The 24,624-nt window shown below is 67.4% G+C and carries 24 protein-coding genes; 7 read left to right on the forward strand and 17 right to left on the reverse strand.

What is annotated here, in order from left to right:
* Positions 1-21 precede the first annotated feature (21 nt).
* The 11 genes from ACX9OW_RS08910 to ACX9OW_RS08960 form a co-directional block, all read right to left on the reverse strand.
* Positions 22-1,293 (reverse strand): glutamate-5-semialdehyde dehydrogenase, encoded by a 1,272-nt coding sequence (locus tag ACX9OW_RS08910; protein ID WP_459062191.1) that lies wholly within the window; start codon positions 1,291-1,293, stop codon positions 22-24.
* Positions 1,290-2,447 carry a glutamate 5-kinase gene (gene proB, locus ACX9OW_RS08915; protein ID WP_074899354.1) on the reverse strand — a complete coding sequence of 386 codons (1,158 nt, stop codon included), beginning with the start codon at positions 2,445-2,447 and terminating at the stop codon, positions 1,290-1,292. Before proB ends, ACX9OW_RS08910 begins: the two co-directional genes overlap by 4 nt.
* Positions 2,448-2,457: 10 nt before the next feature.
* Positions 2,458-2,721: a YciI family protein gene (locus tag ACX9OW_RS08920; RefSeq protein WP_053519696.1), complete on the reverse strand. Its 264-nt coding sequence runs from the start codon at positions 2,719-2,721 to the stop codon at positions 2,458-2,460.
* Positions 2,721-4,016 carry an argininosuccinate lyase gene (argH, locus tag ACX9OW_RS08925; RefSeq protein WP_065181935.1) on the reverse strand — a complete coding sequence of 432 codons (1,296 nt, stop codon included), beginning with the start codon at positions 4,014-4,016 and terminating at the stop codon, positions 2,721-2,723. The genes ACX9OW_RS08920 and argH overlap by 1 nt, the downstream gene beginning before the upstream one ends.
* Positions 4,017-4,035: 19 nt before the next feature.
* Complete coding sequence (gene argC / locus ACX9OW_RS08930; RefSeq protein ID WP_053519694.1) at positions 4,036-4,989, reverse strand: N-acetyl-gamma-glutamyl-phosphate reductase; 954 nt, start codon at positions 4,987-4,989, stop codon at positions 4,036-4,038.
* Positions 4,986-5,588 carry a GNAT family N-acetyltransferase gene (locus ACX9OW_RS08935; protein WP_065175501.1) on the reverse strand — a complete coding sequence of 201 codons (603 nt, stop codon included), beginning with the start codon at positions 5,586-5,588 and terminating at the stop codon, positions 4,986-4,988. The genes argC and ACX9OW_RS08935 overlap by 4 nt, the downstream gene beginning before the upstream one ends.
* Positions 5,589-5,591: 3 nt before the next feature.
* Positions 5,592-6,920 carry an acetylglutamate kinase gene (locus tag ACX9OW_RS08940; RefSeq protein WP_053519692.1) on the reverse strand — a complete coding sequence of 443 codons (1,329 nt, stop codon included), beginning with the start codon at positions 6,918-6,920 and terminating at the stop codon, positions 5,592-5,594.
* Positions 6,921-6,995: 75 nt separating this feature from the next.
* Complete coding sequence (locus ACX9OW_RS08945) at positions 6,996-8,084, reverse strand: acetylornithine deacetylase (RefSeq protein ID WP_459062192.1); 1,089 nt, start codon at positions 8,082-8,084, stop codon at positions 6,996-6,998.
* 85 nt (positions 8,085-8,169) lie between these two features.
* The gene (locus tag ACX9OW_RS08950; RefSeq protein ID WP_053519690.1) at positions 8,170-9,366 is read right to left on the reverse strand and encodes an argininosuccinate synthase; all 1,197 of its coding nucleotides are present in this window, start codon (positions 9,364-9,366) and stop codon (positions 8,170-8,172) included.
* A 60-nt stretch (positions 9,367-9,426) separates the two neighbouring features.
* Positions 9,427-10,437 (reverse strand): N-acetylornithine carbamoyltransferase, encoded by a 1,011-nt coding sequence (locus ACX9OW_RS08955; protein ID WP_053519689.1) that lies wholly within the window; start codon positions 10,435-10,437, stop codon positions 9,427-9,429.
* Positions 10,438-10,756: 319 nt separating this feature from the next.
* Positions 10,757-11,326, reverse strand: coding sequence for a hypothetical protein (locus tag ACX9OW_RS08960; protein ID WP_459062473.1), 570 nt, complete (start codon positions 11,324-11,326; stop codon positions 10,757-10,759).
* Between the two features lie 187 nt (positions 11,327-11,513).
* Here ACX9OW_RS08960 and cysS point away from each other — a divergent pair, with 187 nt between their 5' ends.
* The 3 genes from cysS to ACX9OW_RS08975 are packed head-to-tail and all read left to right on the forward strand — an operon-like array spanning position 11,514 to position 14,622.
* A complete protein-coding gene (gene cysS, locus ACX9OW_RS08965; RefSeq protein ID WP_065181932.1) occupies positions 11,514-12,890 on the forward strand; it encodes a cysteine--tRNA ligase in 1,377 nt (458 codons plus the stop codon).
* Positions 12,891-12,925: 35 nt separating this feature from the next.
* A complete protein-coding gene (locus ACX9OW_RS08970; protein WP_053519686.1) occupies positions 12,926-13,378 on the forward strand; it encodes a SufE family protein in 453 nt (150 codons plus the stop codon).
* Positions 13,375-14,622 carry an MFS transporter gene (locus ACX9OW_RS08975; RefSeq protein WP_111186432.1) on the forward strand — a complete coding sequence of 416 codons (1,248 nt, stop codon included), beginning with the start codon at positions 13,375-13,377 and terminating at the stop codon, positions 14,620-14,622. Before ACX9OW_RS08970 ends, ACX9OW_RS08975 begins: the two co-directional genes overlap by 4 nt.
* Before the next feature lie 536 nt (positions 14,623-15,158).
* Here ACX9OW_RS08975 and dksA read toward each other — a convergent pair.
* The gene (dksA, locus tag ACX9OW_RS08980) at positions 15,159-16,376 is read right to left on the reverse strand and encodes an RNA polymerase-binding protein DksA (RefSeq protein WP_459062193.1); all 1,218 of its coding nucleotides are present in this window, start codon (positions 16,374-16,376) and stop codon (positions 15,159-15,161) included.
* A gap of 272 nt (positions 16,377-16,648) precedes the next feature.
* On the opposite strand from dksA, the gene yidD reads away from it, so the two are divergent.
* Genes yidD through ACX9OW_RS08995 form a run of 3 tightly spaced genes read left to right on the forward strand, consistent with a single transcriptional unit; the run spans position 16,649 to position 19,096 of the window.
* Positions 16,649-16,903, forward strand: a complete 255-nt coding sequence (gene yidD / locus ACX9OW_RS08985; protein ID WP_053519683.1) for a membrane protein insertion efficiency factor YidD — start codon at positions 16,649-16,651, stop codon at positions 16,901-16,903.
* 1 nt (position 16,904) lies between these two features.
* Complete coding sequence (locus ACX9OW_RS08990) at positions 16,905-18,251, forward strand: dihydroorotase (RefSeq protein WP_459062194.1); 1,347 nt, start codon at positions 16,905-16,907, stop codon at positions 18,249-18,251.
* Positions 18,251-19,096, forward strand: a complete 846-nt coding sequence (locus ACX9OW_RS08995) for a M23 family metallopeptidase (RefSeq protein ID WP_065181928.1) — start codon at positions 18,251-18,253, stop codon at positions 19,094-19,096. Before ACX9OW_RS08990 ends, ACX9OW_RS08995 begins: the two co-directional genes overlap by 1 nt.
* A gap of 110 nt (positions 19,097-19,206) precedes the next feature.
* Here the strand turns inward: ACX9OW_RS08995 and ACX9OW_RS09000 are convergent, their stop codons facing one another.
* From ACX9OW_RS09000 to efp, 5 genes are all read right to left on the reverse strand, one after another.
* Positions 19,207-19,911, reverse strand: coding sequence for a phytoene/squalene synthase family protein (locus ACX9OW_RS09000; protein ID WP_459062195.1), 705 nt, complete (start codon positions 19,909-19,911; stop codon positions 19,207-19,209).
* An 11-nt stretch (positions 19,912-19,922) separates the two neighbouring features.
* Positions 19,923-20,618: a phosphoglycolate phosphatase gene (locus ACX9OW_RS09005; RefSeq protein ID WP_065181926.1), complete on the reverse strand. Its 696-nt coding sequence runs from the start codon at positions 20,616-20,618 to the stop codon at positions 19,923-19,925.
* On the reverse strand, positions 20,615-21,331 hold the full coding sequence (gene ubiG / locus ACX9OW_RS09010) for a bifunctional 2-polyprenyl-6-hydroxyphenol methylase/3-demethylubiquinol 3-O-methyltransferase UbiG (protein ID WP_111186435.1): 717 nt from the start codon (positions 21,329-21,331) through the stop codon (positions 20,615-20,617). Before ubiG ends, ACX9OW_RS09005 begins: the two co-directional genes overlap by 4 nt.
* 24 nt (positions 21,332-21,355) lie before the next feature.
* The gene (locus ACX9OW_RS09015) at positions 21,356-22,699 is read right to left on the reverse strand and encodes a TRZ/ATZ family hydrolase (RefSeq protein ID WP_053520086.1); all 1,344 of its coding nucleotides are present in this window, start codon (positions 22,697-22,699) and stop codon (positions 21,356-21,358) included.
* Between the two features lie 162 nt (positions 22,700-22,861).
* Positions 22,862-23,428 (reverse strand): elongation factor P, encoded by a 567-nt coding sequence (efp, locus tag ACX9OW_RS09020; protein ID WP_053520087.1) that lies wholly within the window; start codon positions 23,426-23,428, stop codon positions 22,862-22,864.
* Positions 23,429-23,549: 121 nt separating this feature from the next.
* Between efp and epmB the strand changes: the two genes are divergently transcribed.
* Positions 23,550-24,566 carry an EF-P beta-lysylation protein EpmB gene (epmB, locus tag ACX9OW_RS09025; protein ID WP_065175508.1) on the forward strand — a complete coding sequence of 339 codons (1,017 nt, stop codon included), beginning with the start codon at positions 23,550-23,552 and terminating at the stop codon, positions 24,564-24,566.
* The last annotated feature ends 58 nt before the right edge of the window (positions 24,567-24,624 follow it).

Genomic DNA, 24,624 nt, shown 5'->3' on the forward strand with positions numbered 1-24,624 from the left:
GCAGGCCTGGCGGCTGCCGGGTCAGACCCGCGTCTGACCCTCGCCGCGGACCACGAAGCGCTCGACCGTCAGTGCCTCCAGCCCCATCGGACCATAGGCATGCAGGCGCGTGGTGGAGATGCCGATCTCGCTGCCCAGCCCAAGCTGGCCGCCGTCCGAAAAGCGCGAGGACGCGTTGACCATCACCACCGCCGAGCGCAGCGCATTGACGAACCGCTCGGCATTGACGGCATCGGTGGTCGCGATCACTTCGGTGTGATCGGAGGTGTAGCGGCGGATATGCGCGATTGCCGCATCGAGATCATCGACGACGCGCACGGCCAACACCAGATCGAGGAATTCGGCTGCGTAGTCCTCGTCGGTCGCCTCGGTGCTGCCCGGCAGCAACGGACGCGCGTGGGCATCCGCGCGCAGTTGTACGCCCCGTTCGCCAAGCGACTGCGCCACGCGCGGCAGGAACTCCGCCGCCACGTGCCGATGCACCAGCAGCGTCTCCAGTGAATTGCATGCGGCCGGCCGGCTGCACTTGCCATCGACCAGCAGGCCGACGGCCTGGTCGAGATCGGCGCTGGCGTCCACGAACAGATGGCAGACGCCCTTGTAGTGCTTGATCACCGGTACGCGCGCGTGTTCGGCGACAAAGCGGATCAGGCCTTCGCCGCCCCGCGGAATCGCCAGGTCGATCAGCTCGTGCAGCTGCAGCAGCTCCAGCATCGCCTCACGCCGCAGGTCGGTCAGTACAGTCACCGCTGCGGGGGGAACACCGTTGGCCTGCAACGCACCGGCCAATGCCTGGGCAATGGCGGTATTGGAATGGATCGCCTCGGAGCCACCACGCAGGATCACGCCGTTGCCTGCCTTCAGGCACAGTGCGGCCGCTTCGGCGGTCACGTTCGGGCGCGCCTCGTAGATCATCGCGATCACGCCCAGCGGCACCCGCACTTTCTGCACGCGGATGCCATTGGGGCGGACGTCGTCGCGGGTCACCTGCCCGACTGGATCGGGCAACGCGGCAACCTCACGCACCGCGTCGGCCATCGCCAGCAGACGCGGCGGGTTCAGTGCCAGCCGGTCCAGCATGGCACTGCCGACGCCCTTGTCGCGCGCGGCGGCCAGGTCGCGCGCATTGCCGGCCAGGATCTGGCCGGCATTCACTTCCAGTGCCTGTGCCATGGCCTGCAGCAGCGCGCGCCGCGCTTCGCTGTCGAGGCCTGCAACCGCCTGGGCCGCGTCACGGCAGGCGCGTGCCTGTGCTTGGATGTCACTCATCGAGGTGTCCTGCGGTCCGGTCATGGCAGCACCAGATCGTCACGATGGACGACGCTGCCCCCATAGTTGTAGCCCAGTACGGCCTGGATGTCGCGCGAATGGCGGCCAGCGATGCGGCGCACGTCGTCAGCCGCGTACTGGCTGACACCACGGGCAACGCAGACCCGCCCTTCGGCGGTGTTCCAGCACACCTGCACCATGTCGCCCCGGCGGAAATCACCGTCGGCACCGGTGATGCCACCGGGCAGCAGCGAGGCGCCCTTCTCACGCATCGCCTGCGCCGCGCCGGCGTCGATCACGATCGCGCCATCGGCCAGGGGGGCATGGCGCAGCCAGTGCTTGCGCGCCGCTTCACGGCTGCGTGCGGCATGGATCCGGGTGCCGAACAGGCGATCCTGCGCCAGCGCGCGCACCACCTCGCCGCTGCGGCCGTTGAACAGATAGGTTTCGATACCCAGCCGGCCGGCCTTGGCTGCGGCCTCCAGCTTGGTACGCATGCCCCCGGTGCCCGCGCGCGAGCCGGCGCCGCCGGCCATCGCCAGCACGTCCGGGCCCAGTTCCGGCACATCGTGCAGCGGCCGTGCGTCGGCCACGGTGCGCGGATCGGCGCTGTACAGGCCATCGATGTCGGTGGCGATGAACAATGCGTCGGCATCGACCAGCGCCGCCACGGTCGCGGCCAGGTTGTCGTTGTCGCCGAGCTTGAGTTCATCCACCGAGACGGTGTCGTTCTCGTTCACCACCGGCAGCGCACCCAGCCGCAGCAGTTCGGTGAGGGTGGCGCGGGCGTTGAGGTAGCGGCGGCGGTTGCGCAGGTCGTCGTGGGTCAGCAGCACCTGCGCGACCGGGCGCTCGAAGAAGCGCTGCCACAGGCCGATCAGCTGCGCCTGGCCAAGCGCAGCCAGTGCCTGCCGCGCGGCCATCGCAGCGCCCGGCTCATCGGCACGCGGCAGGATCGCGCGGCCGGCGGCGACCGCGCCGGACGAGACGATCACCACTTCGCGGCCGGCCAGCACATTGGCCGAGACGAACTGGGCCAGGCCCAGCGCGTGGCGTGGCGACAGGCCGCCTCCATCGGCAGCGAGCAGGCTGCTGCCCACCTTCAGTACGGCACGTCGCCATGGCGGCAGCGCCTGTTCGGGAAACGGCGAAGCGACGGGGGCGGCGTGCGGGGTCATGGCCGGGCTCTCAGCGCGTATTCCATTCGTGCACGGTCAGCTCGGAGGCCTGCATCGTCACCAGCGGATCCGTGGCGACGATGGCCTGCGCCTGTGCGAGGCTCTCCACGTTGCACAGCACGTAGGCACCGCCGCTGCCGTCGGCGAAACCACCGGTGAGCTGCAGTTGGCCCTGCGCACGCAGTCCATCGAGGAAATCCAGATGCGGCTGCACAGCGGTGGCACTGAAGCCGGGCCGGCGCATGGCCAGGACCAGATAGACGGTGCCCGCCATCAGGACAGCGCCTGCCAGCGCGCGCGCAGCTCATCCAGGCGCAGGTCCGATGCCGAACCCGGCGAGACACGCGCGGCCAGGCTGCCCTCCGGCGTGCGTCCCTGCCCTGCGCTGTCGGCACCTGCCGCGGCGGCCTTGTAGGCGTCGCGGAACGGCACGCCGGCCACGGCGGCCTCGACCGCGACGTCGGTGGCATACATGCCGGAGTCGATCGCCGCGCGCAGCCTGTCCTCGCGCCATTCCAGGTTGGCCAGCAGCGCCGGCAGCAGTTCCAGCGCGGCCAGGCCGCGACCGAAGCCGTGGAAGATGGCCCCCTTGGACGACTGCAGATCACGATGGTAGCCGGACGGCAGCGACAGCAGCTGTTCGATTTCGGTGCGCGCCGCCGCAACGCTGGCATGGGTGGCACGCATCAGTTCGATCACATCGGGGTTGCGCTTGTTCGGCATGATCGAGCTGCCGGTGGTGTACTGCGCCGGCAGTGCGACGAAGCCGAATTCGGCGCTGGTGAACAGGGACAGGTCCCAGGCGATGCGACGCAGGTCCAGGGTAGCGCCACCCAGCGCCTCCAGGGCGGCCAGCTCGAACTTGCCGCGCGACAGCTGTGCATAGATCGGTGATACCTGCATGCGCGCGAAACCGAGCGCAGCCGTGGTGTGTTCACGGTCCAGCGGCAGGTTCACGCCATACCCGGCGGCGGTACCCAGCGGGTTGGCATCGACCAGCGCATGGGTGTCACGTGCACGGATGGCATTGTCGATGAAGGCTTCCGCCCAGCCGGCCCACCACATGCCCGCCGAGGACACGACGGCTCGCTGGATGTGCGTATAGCCCGGCACCGGCAGGTCCTTTTCCGCCTGAGCGCGGTCGAGCGCGACCTTGGCCACCTCGGCGCTGAGCTGGGCGACGCGCTGCAGCTTTTCCTTCAGCCACAGGCGCGTGGCGACCAGGATCTGGTCATTGCGGCTGCGACCGGTGTGGATCTTGCGGCCGGCATCACCCAACCGCTCGGTCAGGCGCGCTTCGATCGCCGAGTGACCGTCTTCATAGCGCGTATCCAGCACGAAACGGCCTGCGCGGAAGTCGTCTGCCAGCACCTCCAGCTCGCGCAGCAGGCCCTCCAGCTCGCTGGCGGCGAGGATGCCGATGTGCTGCAGGCCCTGTGCATGCGCGGCGCTGGCCGCGATGTCATGCAGGAAGAACTCACGGTCGAGGATCACGTCATCGCCGGCGAGGAAGGTCTGGATCTGGGCGTCGACAGCGACGCCGGGTTTCTGCCAAAGAAGGTCTGCCATGGGGGCTCCGGATGCGGGTTCAGTGCGGGATCGACGTCAGTTCGTCGATGCCCAGCGCAAGGTTGAGATTCTGCATGGCCTGGGTGGCCGCGCCCTTCAGCAGGTTGTCCAGCGTCGCCACCACCACCACCCGCTTGCCACCCGGGGCCAGGGTGAAGCCACCGATCTGGGCACCGTGGCGGCCGGCGATGCGGCTGACCCACGGCGCGTCATCCACCACCTCGATGAGTGCTTCGCCGGCATAGGCCTGCTGGAAACGCTCGACGATCTGCTCGCGCGTCTGTGCGCGGTTCAACCACAGATTGGCGGTCAGGGTGATGCCGCGGAAATGGGGCGCCACATGCGGCATGAACTCCACTGCCACCCCCAGCTGCACCGACACCTCGCGCTCGTGCACGTGGTTGGTCAGCGCGTACGGCATCAGGTTGTCGGCCAGCAGTTCGACGTTGTTCTTGTCGGAGGGCGTGGTGCCCGCACCGGAGTAGCCGGACACGCCGAAGCACTGCGGGGGCCCGGCCAGCAGGTCCAGCAGCGGATGGATCGCCAGCTGCATCGCGGTGGCGTAGCAGCCAGGATTGCTGATGTGCTTCTGCCCGGTGTAGCGACCGCGGGTCAGCTCCGGCAGACCGTAGTACCAGCTGTGGTCGAAGCGGTAATCGGCCGACAGGTCCACGATCACCGTATCGGGCCGGGCGCTTTCAAGCGCGGCCACGAACGGTGCGGCCAGGCCATTGGGCAGCGCCAGGATCACCGCGTCCACGCCCTTGGCCGCCACCGCGTCGGCGTCGAGGTTCTCGTAGCGCAGATCACCCTGCACTTCCGGGTGATGGTCAGACAGGCGCTGCCCTGCACGTTCGCGCGAGGATACGAACGCCAGGCGCAGGCGCGGATGCGCGGCAACGAGCTTGATCAGTTCGGCACCGGTATGGCCGCGGGCACCGATGATGCCCAGGGAGAAAATCGAATCGTTCATGCGTGGCTGTCCAGACGGTACTGCAGGTGGCGCTTCACGCCCTGCCATTCCGCATCGATGATGGAAAAGATGACGGTGTCGCGCGGCGTGCCGTCGGCATGCCGTTTGTGGTTGCGCAGCACGCCATCCTGCTTGGCCCCCAGGCGGGCGATGGCGGTGCGCGAGGTGGTGTTGAACCAGCTGGTTTCCAGCACCACGCTGATGCAGCCCATGACTTCGAAGGCATGCTGCAGCAGCAACAGCTTGGCCTCGGTATTGGCACCGGTACGCTGCGCGCGCGGTGCATACCAGGTATAGCCGAGACTGAGCCTGGGCACGGCGGCATCGAGGTCATAGAAGCGGGTGCTGCCGACGATGTCGCCAGCGGCATCACGGATGACGAAGGGCAGCACCCTGCCCTCCGCCTGCGCCTGCAGTGCGGCCTGTACGTAGGCGCCTGCCTGTGCCGGCGCCGGCACCTGGGTGTACCAGAGCCGGTCCAGTCCGCTGCCTTCCAGCGCGGCACGCAGGCCGTCCACGTGTCCCTGCTGCAAGGGCTGCAGCGTCACATGCTGGCCGCGCAGGGTCGGCACCGTCGCCCAGGTGTCGGTGACGGTCATCGTTCAGCCCTGCAAGCTCGGTGCGCGTGCAGCGCAGTGATCGACATAGGTGCGGATGCGGTCGATGCCATCGGCACCGAACCAGAACACCTTCCACTGGTCCTGCTTGTAGCAGCCGTCGGATTCGGCGTAGTAGAAGTGATTGATCGGATTGCCGTGACGCGAGCGCCAGAACAGCTGAGGCGTTTCCTCCAGCATCACGTTCCAGACGGCACGCCCCAGGCCCTCGCCCTGCGCATCATCGAGCACGGCGAACTTGTCCAGATAGACTCCTTCGGCCTCGTTGGTCAGGATGACGGCCGTCCGATAGTTCTCGCTGACGTACGCGCGCAGCAGCCTGGTCTTCTGGAAGTAGTCCGGCACCAGGGTGCGGCCGAAGCTGGATTCGATCAGGCCCTTCAGGCGTGGCAGATCCAACTCGTCCCACGTGGCCGCACGCAGCACCTTCTCGCCCTTGCGCACCAGCGTGCCTGAGCCCTTGTGGGTGAACAGTTCCTTGGCCAGATCGGCCGGGCGGGTGATCGACACCGACGATTCCAGCGGCAAGCGATCGAGCAGATCCTTGATCTGTTCGATCTTGACCTTCATGCCGCCGTGAATCCACGGCTGTGCGATCAGGTGGTCGTACTCGGTGGACAGGTTGATCGAATCGATGACGTTGCCCGCCTCGTCCAGCAGGCCACCGGTACCGGTCAGGAAGATGATCTTGTACGGCTGCAGTTCCTGCACCAGTTCGTTGGCGGCAAAGTCGGCATTGACGTTCAGGATCTGTCCGCCGGCGGTCTCACCCAGGCTGGTGATGACCGGGATCGATCCGGCGCGCAGGCTGGCTTCGATCGGCGCCAGGTTGACCTTCTTCACTTCACCGACCAGGCCGTAGGTGTCCACGTCCAGGTACTCGGCCTCGAACACGCCACCGGTGATCGAGGTGGCACGCGCTCCATTCTGCTGCAGGGCTTCGACCAGGCGCAGGTTGGATTGCTGGAACACCCGGCGCACGATCGCCAGTGCTTCCGGCGAGGTCACGCGCAGGCCGTTGACGGTCTGCTTCTCGATGCCGGCGGCAGACAGCTCGGCGTCCAGCTGAGGGCCGGCACCGTGCAGCACGATCGGGGTCAGCCCGACTTCCTGCAGGAAGGACAGCGAGGAAGTCAGCGCTTCAAGATCGTCGCGTAGCACGGCGCCACCGACCTTGACCACGGCGAAGCGCTTGGCGTCCAGCTGCGAGAAGCGCTTGAGGTACTGGCTGATCTCCTTCGCGCTGGCCATGCTGGACAGCAGGCGCACGATGGTCTGGCGGGTCTGGCGGTGGGGCTGGAGGGCAGGAGACATTTCGGTTTCGTCACGGGCGGCGGTCGCCGCGTTGCAGTTCCACCATGCCGGGGCATGGCGGCGTTGTGGGGTTGATCAGGCGCCGGCGCCGATGATGCGGTGCACGGCGTCGGTATAGCGTTGCAGCTGCTCCAGCGTCACGAACTCATCGGCCGTGTGGGCCTGGGCAATGTCGCCGGGGCCGAACACCAGCGTGGTATAGCCTGCCGCGGAGAACAGCGATGCCTCGGTCCAGAAGTCCACCGCGTTGCCGATCGGCAGCTCCAGCGCATCGGCCACGTCACGCGCCAGCAGACGGCGGTTCTCGGCTTCGGCGATGTCACCGGCCGGGAGGCTGGGGCCACGGAAGGTTTCGGTGAACAGCGCGGCTTCCGGTTCGGCAAGAGCCGCGAAGGTCGCCAGCAGCGCATCGATGTCCATCGAGGGCAGGGGGCGGAAGCCGAAACGCACTTCGGCTGCCGGTGCGATCATGTTGGCCTTGATCCCGCCTTCGACGCGCCCGATGTTGAAACGCAGGCCGGTCAGGCCACCGAAGCGTGCAGATGCAAGGGAATCCACATGATCCAGGGCCCGATTGCCCCAGCGCATCGCCTGGTGCAGCGCACTGGCGGCGGCATCCTGCCTGCCGGACGCATGGCCCGCACGGCCGGTGAACTGCATCAGCACCGAGCTGATGCCACGGTGCGCGAGCACGGCCTCGCTCATGGTCGGCTCGGCCACCAGCACCGCGTCATAGGCAATGCCACGGGCCAGGAACGCGGCGATGCAGCGTGGATCGTTGGCTTCCTCGTCGCTGGAGAACAGGAACGCGGCGTCGCCGTCACTGGCATTGGCCGCAGCCACCAGCCCCGCCGCAGCGCCCTTGATGTCACACACGCCCAGGCCGACCACACGATCGTCCAGGCGGCGCATCACGTGCGGGTCGGCAGTCCAGTGTGGCGAATCCGGCACCGTATCCAGATGCACGTTGAACAGGTACTTCGGTGTGCCGCGCACGGCATACAGGCTGACCGCACCGGCCCCGTGATCGATCACTTCAACGGTGAAACCCGGCAGGTTGGCGCGCAGGTAATCGAAGATGCCGGCGGTGCTGATCGCGCGCGGTGGGTTGCGGGTGTCGAAGGACACCAGGGCCTGCAGGTGATCGAGTGTCTGTTCAAGCATGAATCAACAGTTCCTGTGAAATTCCGCCGGGCATGGCCCGGCGCTACCGTATCGCCTCTGCTGGAGCGCCCCAGCGCAATCGCGGTCAACCGCGATTGACCTGCGCGTACAGCGTGGAGCTCATGCCGAACAGCTTGATGAAGCCTTCCGCCTCTTCCACGCCCCAGTCGGCCGACTGCGCATAGGTGGCGCCCTTGGTGTTGAGCAGATGCGGCGACTTCACCGCCACCGCGTCCACGCGCCCGCCACGGGTCTCCAGTACCACTTCGCCGTTGACCTTGGCCTGCGAGGACTTCAGGAACGCTTCGATGTCGGTCTTCAGCGGGTCGTGATAGAAGCCTTCGTAGACCAGCTCCACCCACTTGCGCGCCACGTCCGGCTTGAAGCGGTTCTGCTGCTTGGTCAACACCGCGTCTTCCAGCGCGCGGTGGGCGGCCAGCAGCGAAACCAGGCCAGGGGCCTCGAACACGATGCGGCCCTTCAGGCCGATCACGGTGTCGCCGGTGTACACGCCACGGCCCACGCCGTACGGAGCGAACAGCTTGTTGAGCTGGGCCAGGATCTGGTCGCCCGGCAATGCCTTGCCGTCGAGCTCGACCGCTTCGCCCTCGACGAACTTCAGGGTGACGGTCAGCGCCTGTTCCGGCCATTCACTGCGCGGCGAGCACCAGCCACGTGCGCCCTCGCCCGGAGCTTCCCAGCGGTCGATCTCGCCACCGGACATGGTCACGCCCAGCAGGTTCTCATTGATGGTGTAGGCCTGCTGCTTGGCGCGCACGCCGAAACCACGCTCTTCCAGGTACTTCTGTTCGTAGGCGCGGGTCTGGGTGTGCTCCTTCTGGATCTCGCGGATCGGCGCGATGATCTGGTAGTCGCCCAGCGCCTTCACCGCCAGATCGAAGCGGACCTGGTCGTTGCCCATGCCGGTGCAGCCGTGGGCGATGATGTTGGTGCCCAGCTCGGCGGCACGCTTCAGCGCGGCATCGACGATCAGGTAGCGGTCCGAGACCAGCAGCGGGTACTGGCCCTGGTAGCCCTCGCCCGCCCACACGAACGGCTTGACGAAGCCCTCCCAGATGGCCGGGCCACCGTTGACGGTGACATGGCTGGTCACGCCCAGCTCGGCGGCACGCTTCTCGATGAAATCACGCTCTTCATCATCCACGCCGCCGGTGTCGGCGAACACGGTATGCACGTTGTAGCCGCGCTCCTGCAGGTACGGCACGCAGAAGCTGGTATCGAGGCCACCGGAGAAGGCGAGGACGACGTCTTTGTTGCTCATGGGGGGTAATGTCCTGGTAGCGCCGGGCCATGCCCGGCGGGGTTTTTGAATGGGAAAGAATCAGCGCCCGGCAACCGCCGCCATGATCGCCTTCTGTACGTGCAGGCGGTTCTCGGCCTCGTTGATGGCGATGCACTGCGGCGAGTCCATCACCGCGTCGGTCGCCTTCACGTTGCGGCGCAGCGGCAGGCAGTGGCTGAAGACACCGTTGTTGGTCAGTGCCATCTTGCGTTCGTCGACGATGAAGTGCTTGAACTGGTCGCGGATCGGCTTTTCCGGCTCCCAGTTGCCGAAGAACGGCAGCGCGCCCCAGCTCTTGGCGTAGACCACATCGGCACCGGCGTAGGCGCTGTCGATGTCATGGCTGATCTTCAGCGAACCGCCGCTCTCGGCCACGTTCTGCTCGGCCCAGCCCATGTAGCGGTCGTCGAGAATGTAGTCGGCGGTCGGGCACAGCAGGGTCACGTCCATGCCCATACGGGTGGCGATGGTCAGCGCCGAGTTGGCCACGGCGGTATTCAGCGGCTTGGGATGATAGGTCCAGGTCAGCACGTACTTCTTGCCGCGCAGGTCCTGGGTGCCGAAGTGCTCCTGCAGCGCCATCACGTGAGCCAGTTCCTGGCACGGGTGGGTGATGGTCTCCATGTTGATCACCGGCACCGGCGAATACCTGGCGAAGCTGTTGAGCACGATGTCCTGGCGGTCATAGGCCCAGTCCACGAACTTCGGGAACGCGCGCACGGCGATGATGTCGCAGTAGCGGCCCAGCACCTTGGCCACTTCGGCGATATGTTCTTCGGTATCGCCGTCCATCACCGTACCGAGGTTGAACTCGATCGGCCACGCATCCTTGCCCGGTTGCAGCACCACCGCGTGCGCACCCAGCTGGAACGCGCCCAGCTCGAAGCTGGTGCGGGTGCGCATCGACGGATTGAAGAACACCAGCGCGATCGACTTGCCCTTGAGCTGGTCGCCGAGCTTGTTGCGCTTGAACAGCGCTGCCTGGGTCAGCAGCGCATCAAGCTCGCTGCGGCTCCAGTCCTGGGTGTTCAGGAAGTGCTTGGGGGACATCATCTTTCCTTGCGTGGCGGCGTCAGGTTCGACGCGGTGGAAGGGAAATGCGGAAACCAAAGGTGGGGTGAAATCGTTGCAGTTGAAGCTTTCAGGAAGCGGAAACGAAAAAACCCAGCCGGCGGGCTGGGTTTCTATCGGACGAACAGCAAAAAGCTCCGGTTACCCAGCGAGAATGTGGGGTTCCGGTCGACGGGCACGCGAGGTCATGCCCGACGCCTGTCGGGCTGCGCTGCTGTCGTGCTGGAAGTCGGTGAGCTTCATGGCCGGGCATCTTTGCACGCGGCCGGCGCCGGCGCAAGGGGCCGGGGTCCCAGAATCAGGGATTGCTGGCGCTGCCCTGCTCCGGGCCGACCCAGGGCGTGATCGAGACCCGGACCTTGAGCCGGTTACCAGGGTCTTCCGGCAGGCGCGAGCGGTACTTGGTGCCCCTGTAGACGTAATCCACGTCGTAGGCGATGGGCCGACGGAACTCGCGCCCGACGGGAACGATCCGGCAGTCGCGGGTCAGCATCGGCCCGTTGTTGGTGGGACCGGTGGGCGCGGCCGGCGTCTCGGCTGCGGTCTCGTCCACCGCCTCCTCGTCGCTGCGCTTGAACATCGAGCGCACCGAGTCCCAGAAGCGGCTGATCCGGCCCTTGTCCTCCGTCGGCTCCTCGCCGGTGACGTTCACCGGGGCCAGGGTCCGGGTCGACACCGGCTCGCAGTGCTCCTCGGTCCGGGTCGCGCGCAGGGTCTGGAACACCGGCTCGACGTTCAGCACCTGGGCGTAGTCGAACTTCACGTTCTCCACGATCACCACCCGGTTGCGGGGCTCCCCCTCCTGGGCCAGAGCCACGGCCGGCAACGCCGACAGCCAGGCCAGGGTCAGCAACGCGGTGGATTTCATTGGCGACGGGAGCAAGGACACGGCAATAGTGTAGGCAGTGACGAGCGCAAGGGGCTGAACATTACCCGTCCGCGCCGCTCCTGCCCACCCCACCTGGGTGGCCCCCGGGTCCACCGGTGGCAGGCGGTCGCCCCAAAGGGGGCCGACACGTTCTAAAATCGCAGGCTTGTCCCCCAGCCACACCCCCATGACCCTGCGCCTGCACAACAACCTGACACGCCAGCTCGAACCGTTCATTCCGCTCGACCCGGCCTGTCCGACCCTGTATGTGTGCGGCCCGACGGTCTACAACTACGTGCACATCGGCAATGCCCGTGGGCCGGTGGTGTTCGGCGTGCTGGCCGACCTGCTGCGGCGGCGTTTCGGCGCCCTGCGCTACGCCCGCAACATCACCGACGTGGATGACAAGATCAACACGGCCGCGCGCGAACAGGGGGTGCCGATCAGCACCATCACCGACCGTTTCGCCGCCGCCTACCGCGAGGACATGGCCGCGCTGGGCGTGGTGCCGCCGGACATCGAACCGGAAGTGACCGCGCACATGCCGCAGATCATCACCATGATCGAGCAGCTCATCGCCAACGGTCATGCCTATGCCGCCGAGGGCCACGTGCTGTTCGCCGTTGCCAGCTTCGATGGCTACGGCAAGCTCTCCCGCCGCGACCCGGAAGAAATGCTGGCCGGCGCCCGCGTCGATGTCGCGCCGTACAAGCGCGATCCAGGCGATTTCGTGCTGTGGAAGCCGTCCACCGACGACCTGCCGGGCTGGGCGTCGCCGTGGGGCCGTGGCCGCCCCGGCTGGCACATCGAATGCTCGGCGATGGCTGCCGCCCATCTGGGCGAGACCATCGACATCCATGCCGGTGGTGTCGACCTGCAGTTCCCGCACCACGAGAACGAAATCGCGCAGAGCGAATGCGCCCATGGCGGAAAGATCTTCGCCCGCTTCTGGCTGCACAACGGCATGCTCAATTTCGGCGGTGCCAAGATGAGCAAGTCGCTGGGCAACATCGAACGCGTGCACGACCTGGTGCGCCAGCACCCGCCGGAAGCGCTGCGCCTGGCCCTGCTGTCGGCCCACTACCGGCAGCCGCTGGACTGGTCCGACGCGCTGATCGAACAGTCGGTGCGCACGCTGGACCGCCTCTACGGCACCCTGCGCGAGCTCGCCGCGGTTCCGGCCGTGGCGGTGATCCCGGCCACGATCGAGGCAACCCTGGATGACGACCTCAACACGCCGCAGGCACTGGCCGAACTGGCGCGCATCGCCGCCGAAGCACGCCGCGCCATCGAGCCGGCCGAACAGGCGCGCCTGAAAGGCGAGCTGCTCGGTGCGGGTCTGGCGCTGGGCCTGCTGCAGGCCGACCCGGCGCAGTGGTTCGGCACCGTTGCCCACGATGATGGCGAGGATGCGCGCATCCAGGGCCTCATCGATGAACGCGCCGCCGCCAAGAAGGCGCGTGACTTCGCCCGCTCCGACGCCATCCGCGACCAGCTGGCCGCCGAAGGCATCGTGCTGGAAGACACCCCGCAGGGCGTGCGCTGGTCGCGCAAGCGCGGCTGATCCGCGCCCGCCACGCCCCCACCGAAGAGATTGCAGTGATCGACTCCCCGTTCCCGCTTGAACCCACCACCGCCGAGGCCCAGGCCGCCATCGCCGAGGAATTCGGCTTCTTCGGCGACTGGTCCGAGCGCTACCAGTACCTGATCGACCTCGGCCGCAAGCTGCCGGCCTTCCCCGAAGAGTGGAAGACCGAAGAACACCGCCTGCTCGGCTGCCAGTCGATGGTCTGGATCGTTCCGGAAGGCAATGCGCAGTCGCTGCGCTTCCACGCCATCAGTGATTCGGCGATCGTCTCCGGCCTGATCTTCCTGGCCCTGCGTGTCTATTCCGGGCGCTCGGCACAGGAAATCCTGGACACGCAGCCGAGCTACATCCAGGACATCGGCCTGGCCCGCCATCTTTCGCCGACCCGCAGCAACGGCGTCGCAGCGATGCTGGCCTTCATCCGCGAGACGGCGCAGGCCCAGCTGCAGCGCGGACACCCGTGAGCGGGACCGCCCCGGCCGAAGACACGGCGCTGGGCCTGCTGGCCCGGCCGGGCTTCGCCAAGCTGCTGGCCTACCGCATCTTCGCCATGTTGTCCTACCAGGTGGTGGCCGTCACCGTCGGCTGGCACATCTACGAAGTTACCCGCAATCCGTTCTCGCTGGGCCTGATCGGTCTGGCCGAAGTGCTGCCGTTCTTCTGCGTGGCCCCGTTCGCCGGCTATCTGGTCGACCATCTACCGCGGCGCAAGCTGGGAATGGTCGCCTGCTCCGGCCTGATCGCCACCGCACTGGTACTGACCAGCGTGGCCAAGGGCTGGCTGCCGTTCCACGGCGTATGGCCGATCTATGCGGCGATCGCACTGACCGGCATGGTCCGTGCCTTTCTTTCGCCGATCTACAATGCATTGTTCGCCCGCGTGCTGGCGCGCGAGCAGTTCGCACGCGGTGCGGGACTGGGCGCCGTGGTGTTCCAGGCCGGCATGGTGGTGGGTCCGGCGCTGGGCGGCGTACTGGTCGGCCTGGGAGGCAAGGGGCTGTCCTATGGCGTGGCGACGGCCTTCGCGCTGGTGGCAGTGGCCTGCCTGGCCACGCTGAAGGTGGAGGAACCGGTGCACAGCGGCCCCGCAGCACCGATCTTCCAGAGCATCGCCGAAGGTGCGCGCTTCGTGGTCGGCAACCGCATCATGGTCGGCGCGATGGCGCTGGACATGTTCTCGGTGCTGCTGGGCGGTGTGGTGGCAATGCTGCCCGCCTTCCTGCATGAGATCCTGCACCATGGACCCGAAGGGCTGGGCATCCTGCGCGCTGCGCCCGCTCTGGGCTCGATCGGCGTGGGCCTGTGGCTTGCTCGGCACCCCCTGCACCGCAACGCCGGCCGGGTGCTGTTGTCTGCGGTCGCGGGCTTCGGGCTGTGCGTGATCGGTTTCGGGCTGTCGCAGCACTTCTGGCTGTCGGCGCTGATCCTGCTGTTCTACGGCGCCTTCGATGGCGTGTCGGTGGTGGTCCGCTCGACCATCCTGCAGCTGGCGACGCCCGAGGAAATGCGTGGGCGGGTATCGTCGATCAACGGCATCTTCATCAGTTCGTCCAACGAACTGGGCGCCTTCTATGCCGGCACGATGGCACGACTGCTGGGCCTGGTACCGGCAGTGGTGCTGGGGGGCTTCGCGGTGCTGAGCGTGGCCGGGATCACCGCGTGGAAGAACCCGACGCTGCGCAAGTTGAATCTTCGCGACCTGCAGTGAACCTGTAGAGCCGAGCCCATGCTCGGCTGCGCATTTCCGTGCGCCCACGCAGCGGTTGCGCCGGGCCGCGCCCGGCGGGCTTCTTCCGCGACCGCGGCGGGGTGTAACTTTCTTTGCTCGTGCAAAGAAAGTCACCAAAGAAACACGCCGCCATCCGCGAGCCGGCGCTGCGCGCCAGTGCCCTGCGGTGCTCGGCTCGCTACAAGGCGGACCCAACAGCCGCGAGCGCACGCATGACCGCTCCTGGTAGAGCCAAGCCATGCTTGGCTGCTTTTGCTTTTGCTATTCCTTGCCCTCCGGCTTCGGCCTGAGCCGAGCGTGGGCTCGGCTCTACATCGGCCGCGCACGCAGGGAAGCGTCGAGAGCCTGTCGGTGGGGCCGGGCAGAACCGTCCGCGGCATGGATACCGCGGCCGAGCTTACACCCGCGGGCTCCACCCGATACCCGGAAGGCGCTGCTCTACACAGCCAACGTGAACCCAACAAAAAACCCGGCCAAGGCCGGGTTTTTCTGCATGACCAGACAACGACCGGGAATCAGTCGCCCTGCTGCTTCTGCAGGTGTTCCCAACGCTCCTGGGCGTCGATGGTGCGCTCGGCCGTGAGACGGGCTTCCAGGCGCTCCAGACCGATCTCTTCACCCGTGTCCACGCAGTAGCCGTAATCACCGGCTTCCAGGCGCTTGAGCGTGCTGTCGATCTTGCCGATCAGCTTGCGGTAGCGGTCGCGGGTGCGCAGCTCCAGCGAGTTCTCGGTCTCACGGGTCGCACGCTCGGCCTCGTCGCCGATGTCACGCACTTCCTCGCGCAGATTCTCGATGGTCTGCTTGGACTCCTCCACCAGATCCGCGCGCCAGTTCTGCAGGCGCTGGCGGAAGTACTCCTGCTGCAGCGGGCTCATGTATTCCTCTTCCGACGACGGCTTGTAACCGGCCGGCAGGATCGGGCGGCCGGTGGCCTCGTCGGTCTTGTACTCGACGACCTTGTACTTGCTGCGCGGGGCCGGGGCGGCCGAGCGGGCGGCGACGGCCACGGCGACCTTGCCGACAGGGCGCGACACGGTCTTCGGAGCGGGATCGGATTTCACGGCGGTTTTGGCAGGCGATTTCGAAACGGGCACGGGATTCTTGGATTGCGGGGCGGTCGATGCGGAAGATGCAGCGGCCGAGGCCGGCTTGGATGCCGGTTTGGCTGCAGCACCTGCCGCGGTCTTGGCCGGGACAGGCTTGGCCGGAGCCTGCGTTGCGGCAGGCTTCGGTGCGGACTTCACTACGGGGGCCGGTGCCGGCTTGGCAGCCGGCGTGGCGATATTCTTGGTGACCTTCTTTACAGCGGCAGGCTTGGCCGCCGGCTTGAGCGCCGCGGCCTTCTTTGCCGCTGGCGCTGCAACCGGCTTTTTCACCGCCGCCTTCGGCGCCGGCTTGGCTGCCGGCTTCTTCGCAGCCGGTTTGGCAGCAGCCTTCTTGACCGGCACCGCCTTGCTGGCGGCCTTTTTCACTGCCGGCGCCTTCTTGCTGGCAGCAGCAGGTTTGGCCTTGACCGGCGCAGCGGCCTTCTTGACGGCCGCTTTGCTTGCCTTGGCCGGCGTTTTTTTCGCGGTGGCCTTCCTGGCCGCCGGTTGCGAGGACGCTGCCTTGGTCGCCGGCTTGGCCGCCGGCTTCTTGACAACGGGCTTTGCCGCCAACTTCTTCACAACAGGCTTGGCGGTTTTCTTGGCGGCCTTTGCGGCCTTCTTTGCAGTTTTTTTAGCAGCCACGAAACGCTCTTCCTTGGATTCCCCGGGGCCCGGGAAAGCGGGCCTTTATAGCCTACCCGACCCGCAGCAGCAACCTCGACAGCCCCGCTCCATTCAGTCCTGGAGTCAAGGCCCCCAAGGGGCAGTCCGACGAACACGGACCGCCTCGCGCGGTACGGAACCTGGCCGGCACCCGAAGGTGCCGGTACCGGTCGCAGGCCATCGGCGACATGCGACCAACGGCCCATCCTGCACAAATGCGGCCTTCATGCCAACTGGCATAAGATGACTGGGTGATCTCGCGCCTGCTCATTGCCCTGCTGCGCTTCTACAAGCGCTTCATCAGCCCCCTGCTGGGGCCACGCTGCCGTTTCGTGCCCAGCTGTTCTGAATACGCGATGGAAGCCATCTCCCTGCATGGCCCGCTGCGCGGCAGCTGGCTGGCCGCGCGCCGGCTCGGCCGCTGCCACCCCTTCCACCCCGGCGGTGTCGACCTCGTGCCCGAACGCACCGACACCCCTTCATGCCGTTGCACAGGAAAACACTGACATGTCCTCCACGCTCATCACCAATGCCCGCATGGTCAATGAAGGCCGCACCTTCGACGGCGACCTGCGCATCGAGAACGGTCGCATCGCGCAGATCGGCACCGGGCTGGCGCCGCGCGAGGGCGAGCAGGTGGTGGACGCCGCCGGCCGCTGGCTGTTGCCCGGCATGATCGACGACCAGGTGCACTTCCGCGAGCCGGGCCTGACCCACAAGGGCGATATCGCCAGTGAATCGGCAGCGGCCGTGGCCGGTGGCCTGACCAGCTTCATGGACATGCCCAACACCAATCCGCCGACGCTGGACTCCACCATCCTGGAAGCCAAGCACGAACTGGCGCGTGGCCGCGCCTGGGCCAACTACGGCTTCTACCACGGGGCCAGCAACGACAATCTTGAGGCCATCCGCCAGCTCGATCCGAAGAAGGCGCCGGGCGTGAAAGTGTTCATGGGCGCGTCCACCGGCAACATGCTGGTGGACAACCCGGAAACACTGGACGCGATCTTCCGCGAGTGTCCGACCCCGATCATCACGCACTGTGAAGACACGCCGATGATCGATGCCAACCTGAAAGCCTTCCAGGAAAAATACGGCGACGCGCTGACCCCGGACATGCACCCGGACATCCGTTCGCGCGAAGCCTGCATCAAGTCGACGCGGCTGGCGCTGTCGCTGGCACGCAAGCACGGCACCCGCCTGCACGTCCTGCATATCTCCACCGCCGACGAACTGGCACTGTTCGAGAAGGGCCCGCTGATCCGGGCCGATGGCAGCCGCAAGCAGATCACCGCCGAAACCTGCGTGCACTTCCTGCACTTCGCCCGCCCGGATTACGCCACCAAGGGCAACCTGATCAAGTGCAATCCGGCCATCAAGGACGTGGCCGACCGCGAGGCGATCACCGCCGCGCTGGCCGACGACGTGCTGGACGTGCTGGCCACCGACCATGCCCCGCACACCTGGGAGGAGAAGCAGAAGCCCTATGCGCAGGCGCCGTCCGGCCTGCCGCTGGTGCAGTACGCGCTGGTGGCCGCACTGGAGCGCGTGCACGAGGGCAAACTGACCCGTGAGCAGGTGGTGCAGAAATTCGCGCATGCCCCGGCCCAGCTGTTCGACGTGGAGCAGCGCGGCTTCCTGCGCGAAGGCTATTTCGCCGATCTCGTGCTGGTGGAAGACGTGCCGTTCACGGTCAAGCGCGAGGACGTGCTCTCCAAGTGCGGCTGGTCGCCGTTTGAAGGCACGACCTTCCGGTCGCGCATCGCCTCCACCTGGGTCAACGGCCAGCGGGTGTGGGACGGCAGCACGCTGGTGGGCGAGCCGGCCGGCCAGCGCTTGACCTACGACCGCTGATGCGTGGGTTCCTCATGCTGGGGGTGCTGGTTGCCGCCCCCCTCTGGGCCGTATCTGCGGCACAGGCCCAGGATGGCATCGGCAGCCTGATCGACAGCCGCGTGGTGTTTCCTGCCAGTGCGTCGCAGGGCGCGCTGGTGATCGGCAAGGTTCCCGCCGGCAGCCGCGTGCAGTATGCCGGCCGCTCGCTGCGCGTGAGCGGTTACGGCAGCGTGGTGTTCGGTATCGGCCGCGATGAAAAGGGGCCGCTGCGCGTGCAGGTGCAGCGCCCGGACGGCGGCAGCGAAACGGCCACCATCTCGGTGACGCCGCGCGACTGGCCGACCGAACGGGTCAACGGTGTACCGCCGAAGACGGTCAATCCTCCGCCCGCCATTGCCGAACGGATCAAGCGCGAGCAGGCACAGGTAACCGCCGCGCGTGCCCGCGACGATGACCGCACCGACTTCACCCAGACCTTCATCTGGCCGGTGCAGGGCCGCATCAGCGGCCGCTTCGGCAATGCCCGCGTCTACAACGGCCAGCCCGGTGCCGGCCATTCCGGCATGGACATCGCGGTACCGACCGGCACGCCGGTGAAGGCACCCGCCGCCGGGGTGGTCACCTTTGCCGGCCCCGACCTGTACCTGACCGGTGGCACGCTGCTGATCGACCATGGCTACGGCGTCAGCTCGAACTTCCTGCATCTGTCGCGCATCGACGTCAAGGTCGGTGATCGCGTCGAGCAGGGCCAGGTCATTGCCGCGGTTGGCGCCACCGGCCGTGCCACCGGCCCACACCTGCACTGGGGCATGAACTGGTTCGACACCCGCATCGATCCGCTGCTGGTGCTGGAGCGGAAGTAACCCGCGTGCACCCTCGCCGGGCCATGCCCGGCGAGCGCAGCGGCAACGGAATCAACAACCTGCAACCCGGTAGCGCCGGGCCATGCCCGGCGAGCGCAGCGGCAACGGAATCAGCCGCGTGCGGCCCACCACGCCCGCAGCAGGGTGCGCAGCGGGGTCGCCTCGATCGGCTTGCCGGCCGCCTGGGCCGTCAGGCGTGCACGGGCCAGGCTGGACCACACGCGGCGCGGGCGCGGGCCTGGCACGCGCGTGCCCCACCCCTTCAACAGGTGCTGCGCCCAGCGCTGCGCGGCGGAGCGGGTGTCCTCGTCCAGCAGGCTGCGCGGCACGCCGGCCACGCCTGCGTCCTGCAGGCGCTGGGCCAGCGTCTGCAACTGCACGGCCCGGCCCGCACCGGTCCGCGGCCTGTCATCGAACAACACCACTTCCACGGCCGCGACCGCTTCAGCGTAGCGGGCCAGCGCAGCTTCGGCACTGGCCGCATCCGGCGCGACGGTGCGTGCCTCCACCAGATCCGGCAGCGTTTCCGCCAACCGCGCCCACGGCGCACGCACCGGTTCCAGCACACGACCCAGCGGATGGCGCGAACGCTGTCCTTCCCAGCTGCGCAGCTCCTCGCCCCACCATGCCAGCTTGGCATCGGCCGGCAACGGATCGCCGCTGGTATTGAGCATGTCGTCGAATTCCTGCAGCAGCGCGAACCACGCTACGGCCAACTCACGGTGCGATTCGGCCACGAACGGCGCGGCCACCGACCATTCCGGCCAACGGCTGCGCCATTTGTCGAGGAAGCTTTCCAGCGCGGTGCTGCTCACTACGATCGTCCTTACGGGTGGGCCGGGCGTGCCGGCCGGGTTGGCCACAGGCTGGCCAGTTGCAGAAGTGCGGCGTTCTCGACCAGTACATCGGCCTGCCAGGCCAACGGGTCGTCGCTGTGCAGGCGGTAGCCCCACAGCGCTGCCACCGATGGCATGGCCGCGGCGCGCGCCGCGATGATGTCGCGCTCGTCGTCGCCGACATACACGCAGTCGCTTGCCGCGACACCGATCGCCTGCGCAGCGTGCAGCAGCGGCAGCGGGTGCGGCTTGCGCTCGGCCAGGCTGTCGCCGCCGACCAGCACGGCGCAGCGCTGCTGCCAACCGTGCTGCGGCAGGATCAACCGCGCCAGGTACTCGGGCTTGTTGGTAACGATGCCCCATACCGTTCCAGCAGCATCGAGCGCGGCGAGCATGCCGGCGACGCCATCGAACAGCACCGCGTGCTGGCCGATCAACGCTTCATAGCGCTGCAGGAACTCCGGGATCAGCGCGTCGCGCGCATGCGCATCCAGGTCCGGGAAGGCCGCCGCGATCATCGCCCGCGAGCCCTTGGACACCACCGGGCGCAGCTGCGCCGGATCGATCGGCGCGCGTCCACGCTCGGCCAGCATGGCGTCGCAGGTGGCAACGAAGTCCGGCGCACTGTCCAGCAGGGTGCCGTCCAGGTCGAACAGCACCGCGCGCGGGAAGTGCGTGGCGGTCATGCCGGCTTGACCGCGTAGGCCAGGTAGTTGATGTCGGTGCGGGTGCTGAGGCGGGCACGGTTGCGCCACGGCTCGTATGCCATGCCGCTGACATCGGCCAGCTGCAGATCAGCCTCGCGCAACCAGCGTGCCAGTTCGGCCGGCCTGATGAATTCCTGGTAGTGGTGGGTGCCCTTCGGCAACAGGCGCGCCACGTATTCGGCACCGACAATGGCCACCGCGAATGCGGCGGCCGTGCGGTTGATGGTCGACAGGAACAGGTGCCCCCCCGGCTTCAGCAGCCGCCTGCAGGCCTCGATGATCGCGCCGGGGTCCGGCACGTGCTCGAGCATCTCCATGCAGGTCACCACATCGAAGCTGCCCGGCTGTTCAGCGGCCAGGTCCTCGGCGGCCTGCACCCGGTAGTCGACCTTGGCACCACTTTCCAGTGCGTGCAGCCGCGCGACCTTGACCAGCTCCGGGGCCAGATCGATGGCGGTGACATCGGCACCGGCCTGGGCCAGTGCTTCGCTCAGCAGGCCGCCACCGCAGCCGATGTCGAGCACGCGTGCGCCGCGCAGCGGCACGCGGTCGGCCACGTACTTCAGGCGCACCGGGTTCAGCGCATGCAGCGGCTTCTGCGGACCATCGGCGTCCCACCAGCGGTTGGCCAGTGCGGCGAACTTGTCCAGCTCGGCCTGATCGAAATTGGAGGAAGCATGGGGGACAGTCATGGGGAATCCTTGCAGCGCCAGGGTTCAGGCGCGGATATGGCGGATGCGCTCGCGCCACTGGCGCGCGTTGGCGATGATGCCCGGCAGGTCCATGCCGACCAGCTCGCGCTGCACCAGCTTGGGCTTGCCGGCAATCCAGACGTCGCTCACCTGCTGCCGGCCGGTGGCGTACACCAGCTGCGAAAGCACGTTGTGCAGCGGCTGGGTTTCCAGCGCGGACAGGTCCACGCAGACCAGATCGGCCTGCTTGCCCACCTCGATCGAGCCGATCCGCTCGCCGAAGCCCAGCGCACGGGCACCGCCGAGCGTGGAAGCGCGCAACGTGGTGGCCGCGTCCAGCGCAGTGGCGTCGTTGGCGACAGCCTTGGCCAGGATCGCCGCGGTGCGGTTCTCGCTGAACATGTCCAGGTCGTTGTTGCTGGCACAGCCATCGGTACCGATGGCCAGGTTCACGCCTGCGCGCTGCAGGGCGCAGGCGGGGCAGAAGCCGGAGGCCAGTTTCAGGTTCGATTCCGGGCAGTGCACCACGCTGACGCCACGCTCGGCGCACAGGTGGATCTCCGCGTCGGTCAGCTGGGTCATGTGCACCGCGATCAACCGGTCATTGACCAGGCCGAGGCGATCGAGTCGCGCCAGCGGACGCTGGCCATGCAGCCTGATCGAGTCGCTGACTTCCTGCGCGGTCTCATGGGTATGCAGGTGCACCTGCATGTCGAGCTGGTCGGACAGCATCCGCACCCGCTCGAAATTGGCATCGCTGACCGTGTAGGGCGCATGTGGTGCGAACGCGACGCCGATCAGACTGTCGTTGCGCCACTGGTCGTGCAGTTCACCGGCCTTGGCGAAGTACTCGTCGTCGCTCTTCGCCCAGGCGGTCGGGAAATCGATGATGACCGCCCCCACCAGCGCGCGGAAACCATGCTTCTTGTAGACCGCCGCCTGCACGTCGCCGAAGAAGTAGTTCTCGTTGGCGCAGGTGGTGCCGCCGCGCAGCATCTCGGCAATGGCCAGCGTGGTGCCGTCGGCGACGAACTCGGGGCCGATCACCGCCGCTTCCACCGGCCAGATGTGCTCCTGCAGCCAGGTCATCAGCGGCAGGTCATCCGCAACGCCGCGCAGCAAGGTCATCGGGTTGTGCGTGTGCGCGTTGACCAGGCCCGGCATCAGCGCGGCGTCCGGACGGCTGACCACCTGCGCGGCGCGGAAGCGCGCCCGCGCTTCGGCACGCGGCAGCACGGCCACGATCTCGCCGCCACGCACGGCTACGGCATGGTCTTCCAGCACCACGGCATGCGGTTCGATCGGAACGACGTAGCCGGCTTCGATGAGCAGGTCGCAGGCTTCGGGGAGGTGCGGGCTGTCGCTCATGCAGGCTCACTTGGCTGGGGGGAGAACCTCACGGGAGGCGGTAGCGCCGGGCCATGCCCGGCGGCTGTCCGTTGCGGCGCCGTGGACGCCGGCAACGGGTTCCAGGCGATGCCCGGAAAGCCGGGCCTGGGCCCGGCTCACAGGTCATCCGGCTGCGCCGGATTACTTCACGCGCGAGGAGTACTCGCCCGAACGGGTGTCGACCCGGATGACTTCATCCTGGTTGACGAACAGCGGCACGCGGACCACGGCACCGGTTTCCAGCGTGGCCGGCTTGCCGCCACCGCCGGAGGTGTCACCGCGGACGCCCGGATCGGTTTCGGTGATCTTCAGCTCGACGAAGTTCGGCGGCTGCACGAAGATCGGCGCACCGTTGAACAGGGTCACGATGCAGGCTTCCTCGCCCTTCAGCCACTTTTCGGCGCCGCCCATGCCGGCCTTGTCGGCCTGGACCTGCTCGAAGGTCTCCGGATCCATGAAGTGCCAGTACTCGCCATCGCTGTACATGTAGTTCATGTCGGTGTCGACCACGTCGGCCACTTCCAGGTCGTCGGTCGCCTTCATGGTCAGTTCGACCACGCGGCCCGAACGGATGAAGCGGTACTTGACGCGGGTGAACGCCTGGCCCTTGCCCGGCTTGACGTATTCGGTATCGGTGATGACCGCCGGTTCATTGTTGACCAGGATCTTCATCCCGTTCTTGACGTCATTCATGCCCACAGTGGCCATGCTCAAGCTCCTCAAATGGCAAAACCGCCGCGGGTGCGGCGAGCCGGTAGAATGGAAAGCCCACCGGATGCCGGTGGGCGACTGTTTTTCTGCCCCCATGATAACCGCAGGCCCCCTCTCCATGCAGCTTTCCGCCTTTCCCCGCCCGTCGTCGCCGGGTGCACCCGCACGCTGGCAGGAACTCTGGCGCCAGGCGCTGCGCGACCCGCACGCACTGCTGGCGCGGCTGGAGCTGGATCCGGTCGCACTGGGCGTGTCCGAGGCGGCCATGGCCCAGTTCGCGCTGCGCGTACCGGACGGGTTCGTGGCCCGCATGCGCAAGGGCGATGCGGCCGACCCGCTGCTGCGCCAGGTGCTGCCGGTCAATGACGAGATGCAGGTCGTTCCCGGGTTCAGCTTCGACGCGGTGGGCGATGGTGCGGCCAGGAAGGCGACCGGGGTCATCCAGAAGTACCGGGGCCGGGCGCTGCTGATCGCCACCGGCAGCTGTGCAATCAATTGCCGCTACTGTTTCCGCCGGCACTTCGACTACGCCGCTGAGAATGCCGCCAAGGGCGGCTGGTGGGAAGCGGTGGACGCCATCGCCGCCGATCCGGATATCGACGAAGTGATCCTGTCCGGGGGGGATCCGCTGTCGCTGGCCACCCACAAGCTGGTCGAACTGACCGACGCGCTGCGGCGGATTCCGCACATCCGTCGCCTGCGCATCCACACCCGGCTGCCGATCGTGCTGCCGGAACGGGTCGACGACGAGCTGCTGGCCTGGCTGGGCAGCCTGCCGTGGCCGCTGGCGATCGTGGTCCATGCCAACCATCGCAATGAGTTCGATGCCAGCGTGGACGCGGCAATGGCGCGCCTGCGTGGCACCGGCGCCCAGCTCCTGAACCAGGCAGTGCTGCTGCGTGGCGTCAACGACAGCGTGCAGGCGCTGCAGGAACTGAGCGAACGCAGCTTTGCCGCCGGCGTGCTGCCCTATTACCTGCACCAGCTGGACCGGGTCGAGGGCGTGGCCCACTTCGAGGTGGATGACACCCGCGCCAGGGAGCTGATCGCCGGCCTGACCGCGCGCCTGTCCGGCTACCTGGTTCCCAAGCTGGTGCGGGAACTGCCCGGCGACCCGAGCAAGCGCCCGCTGTAGCGATCCCGCCGGGGTCAGAGCCGTTTCCTGCAGAAAGGGATCTGACCCCTGAACCAGG

This window comes from Stenotrophomonas genospecies 5 (genome assembly GCF_054473825.1).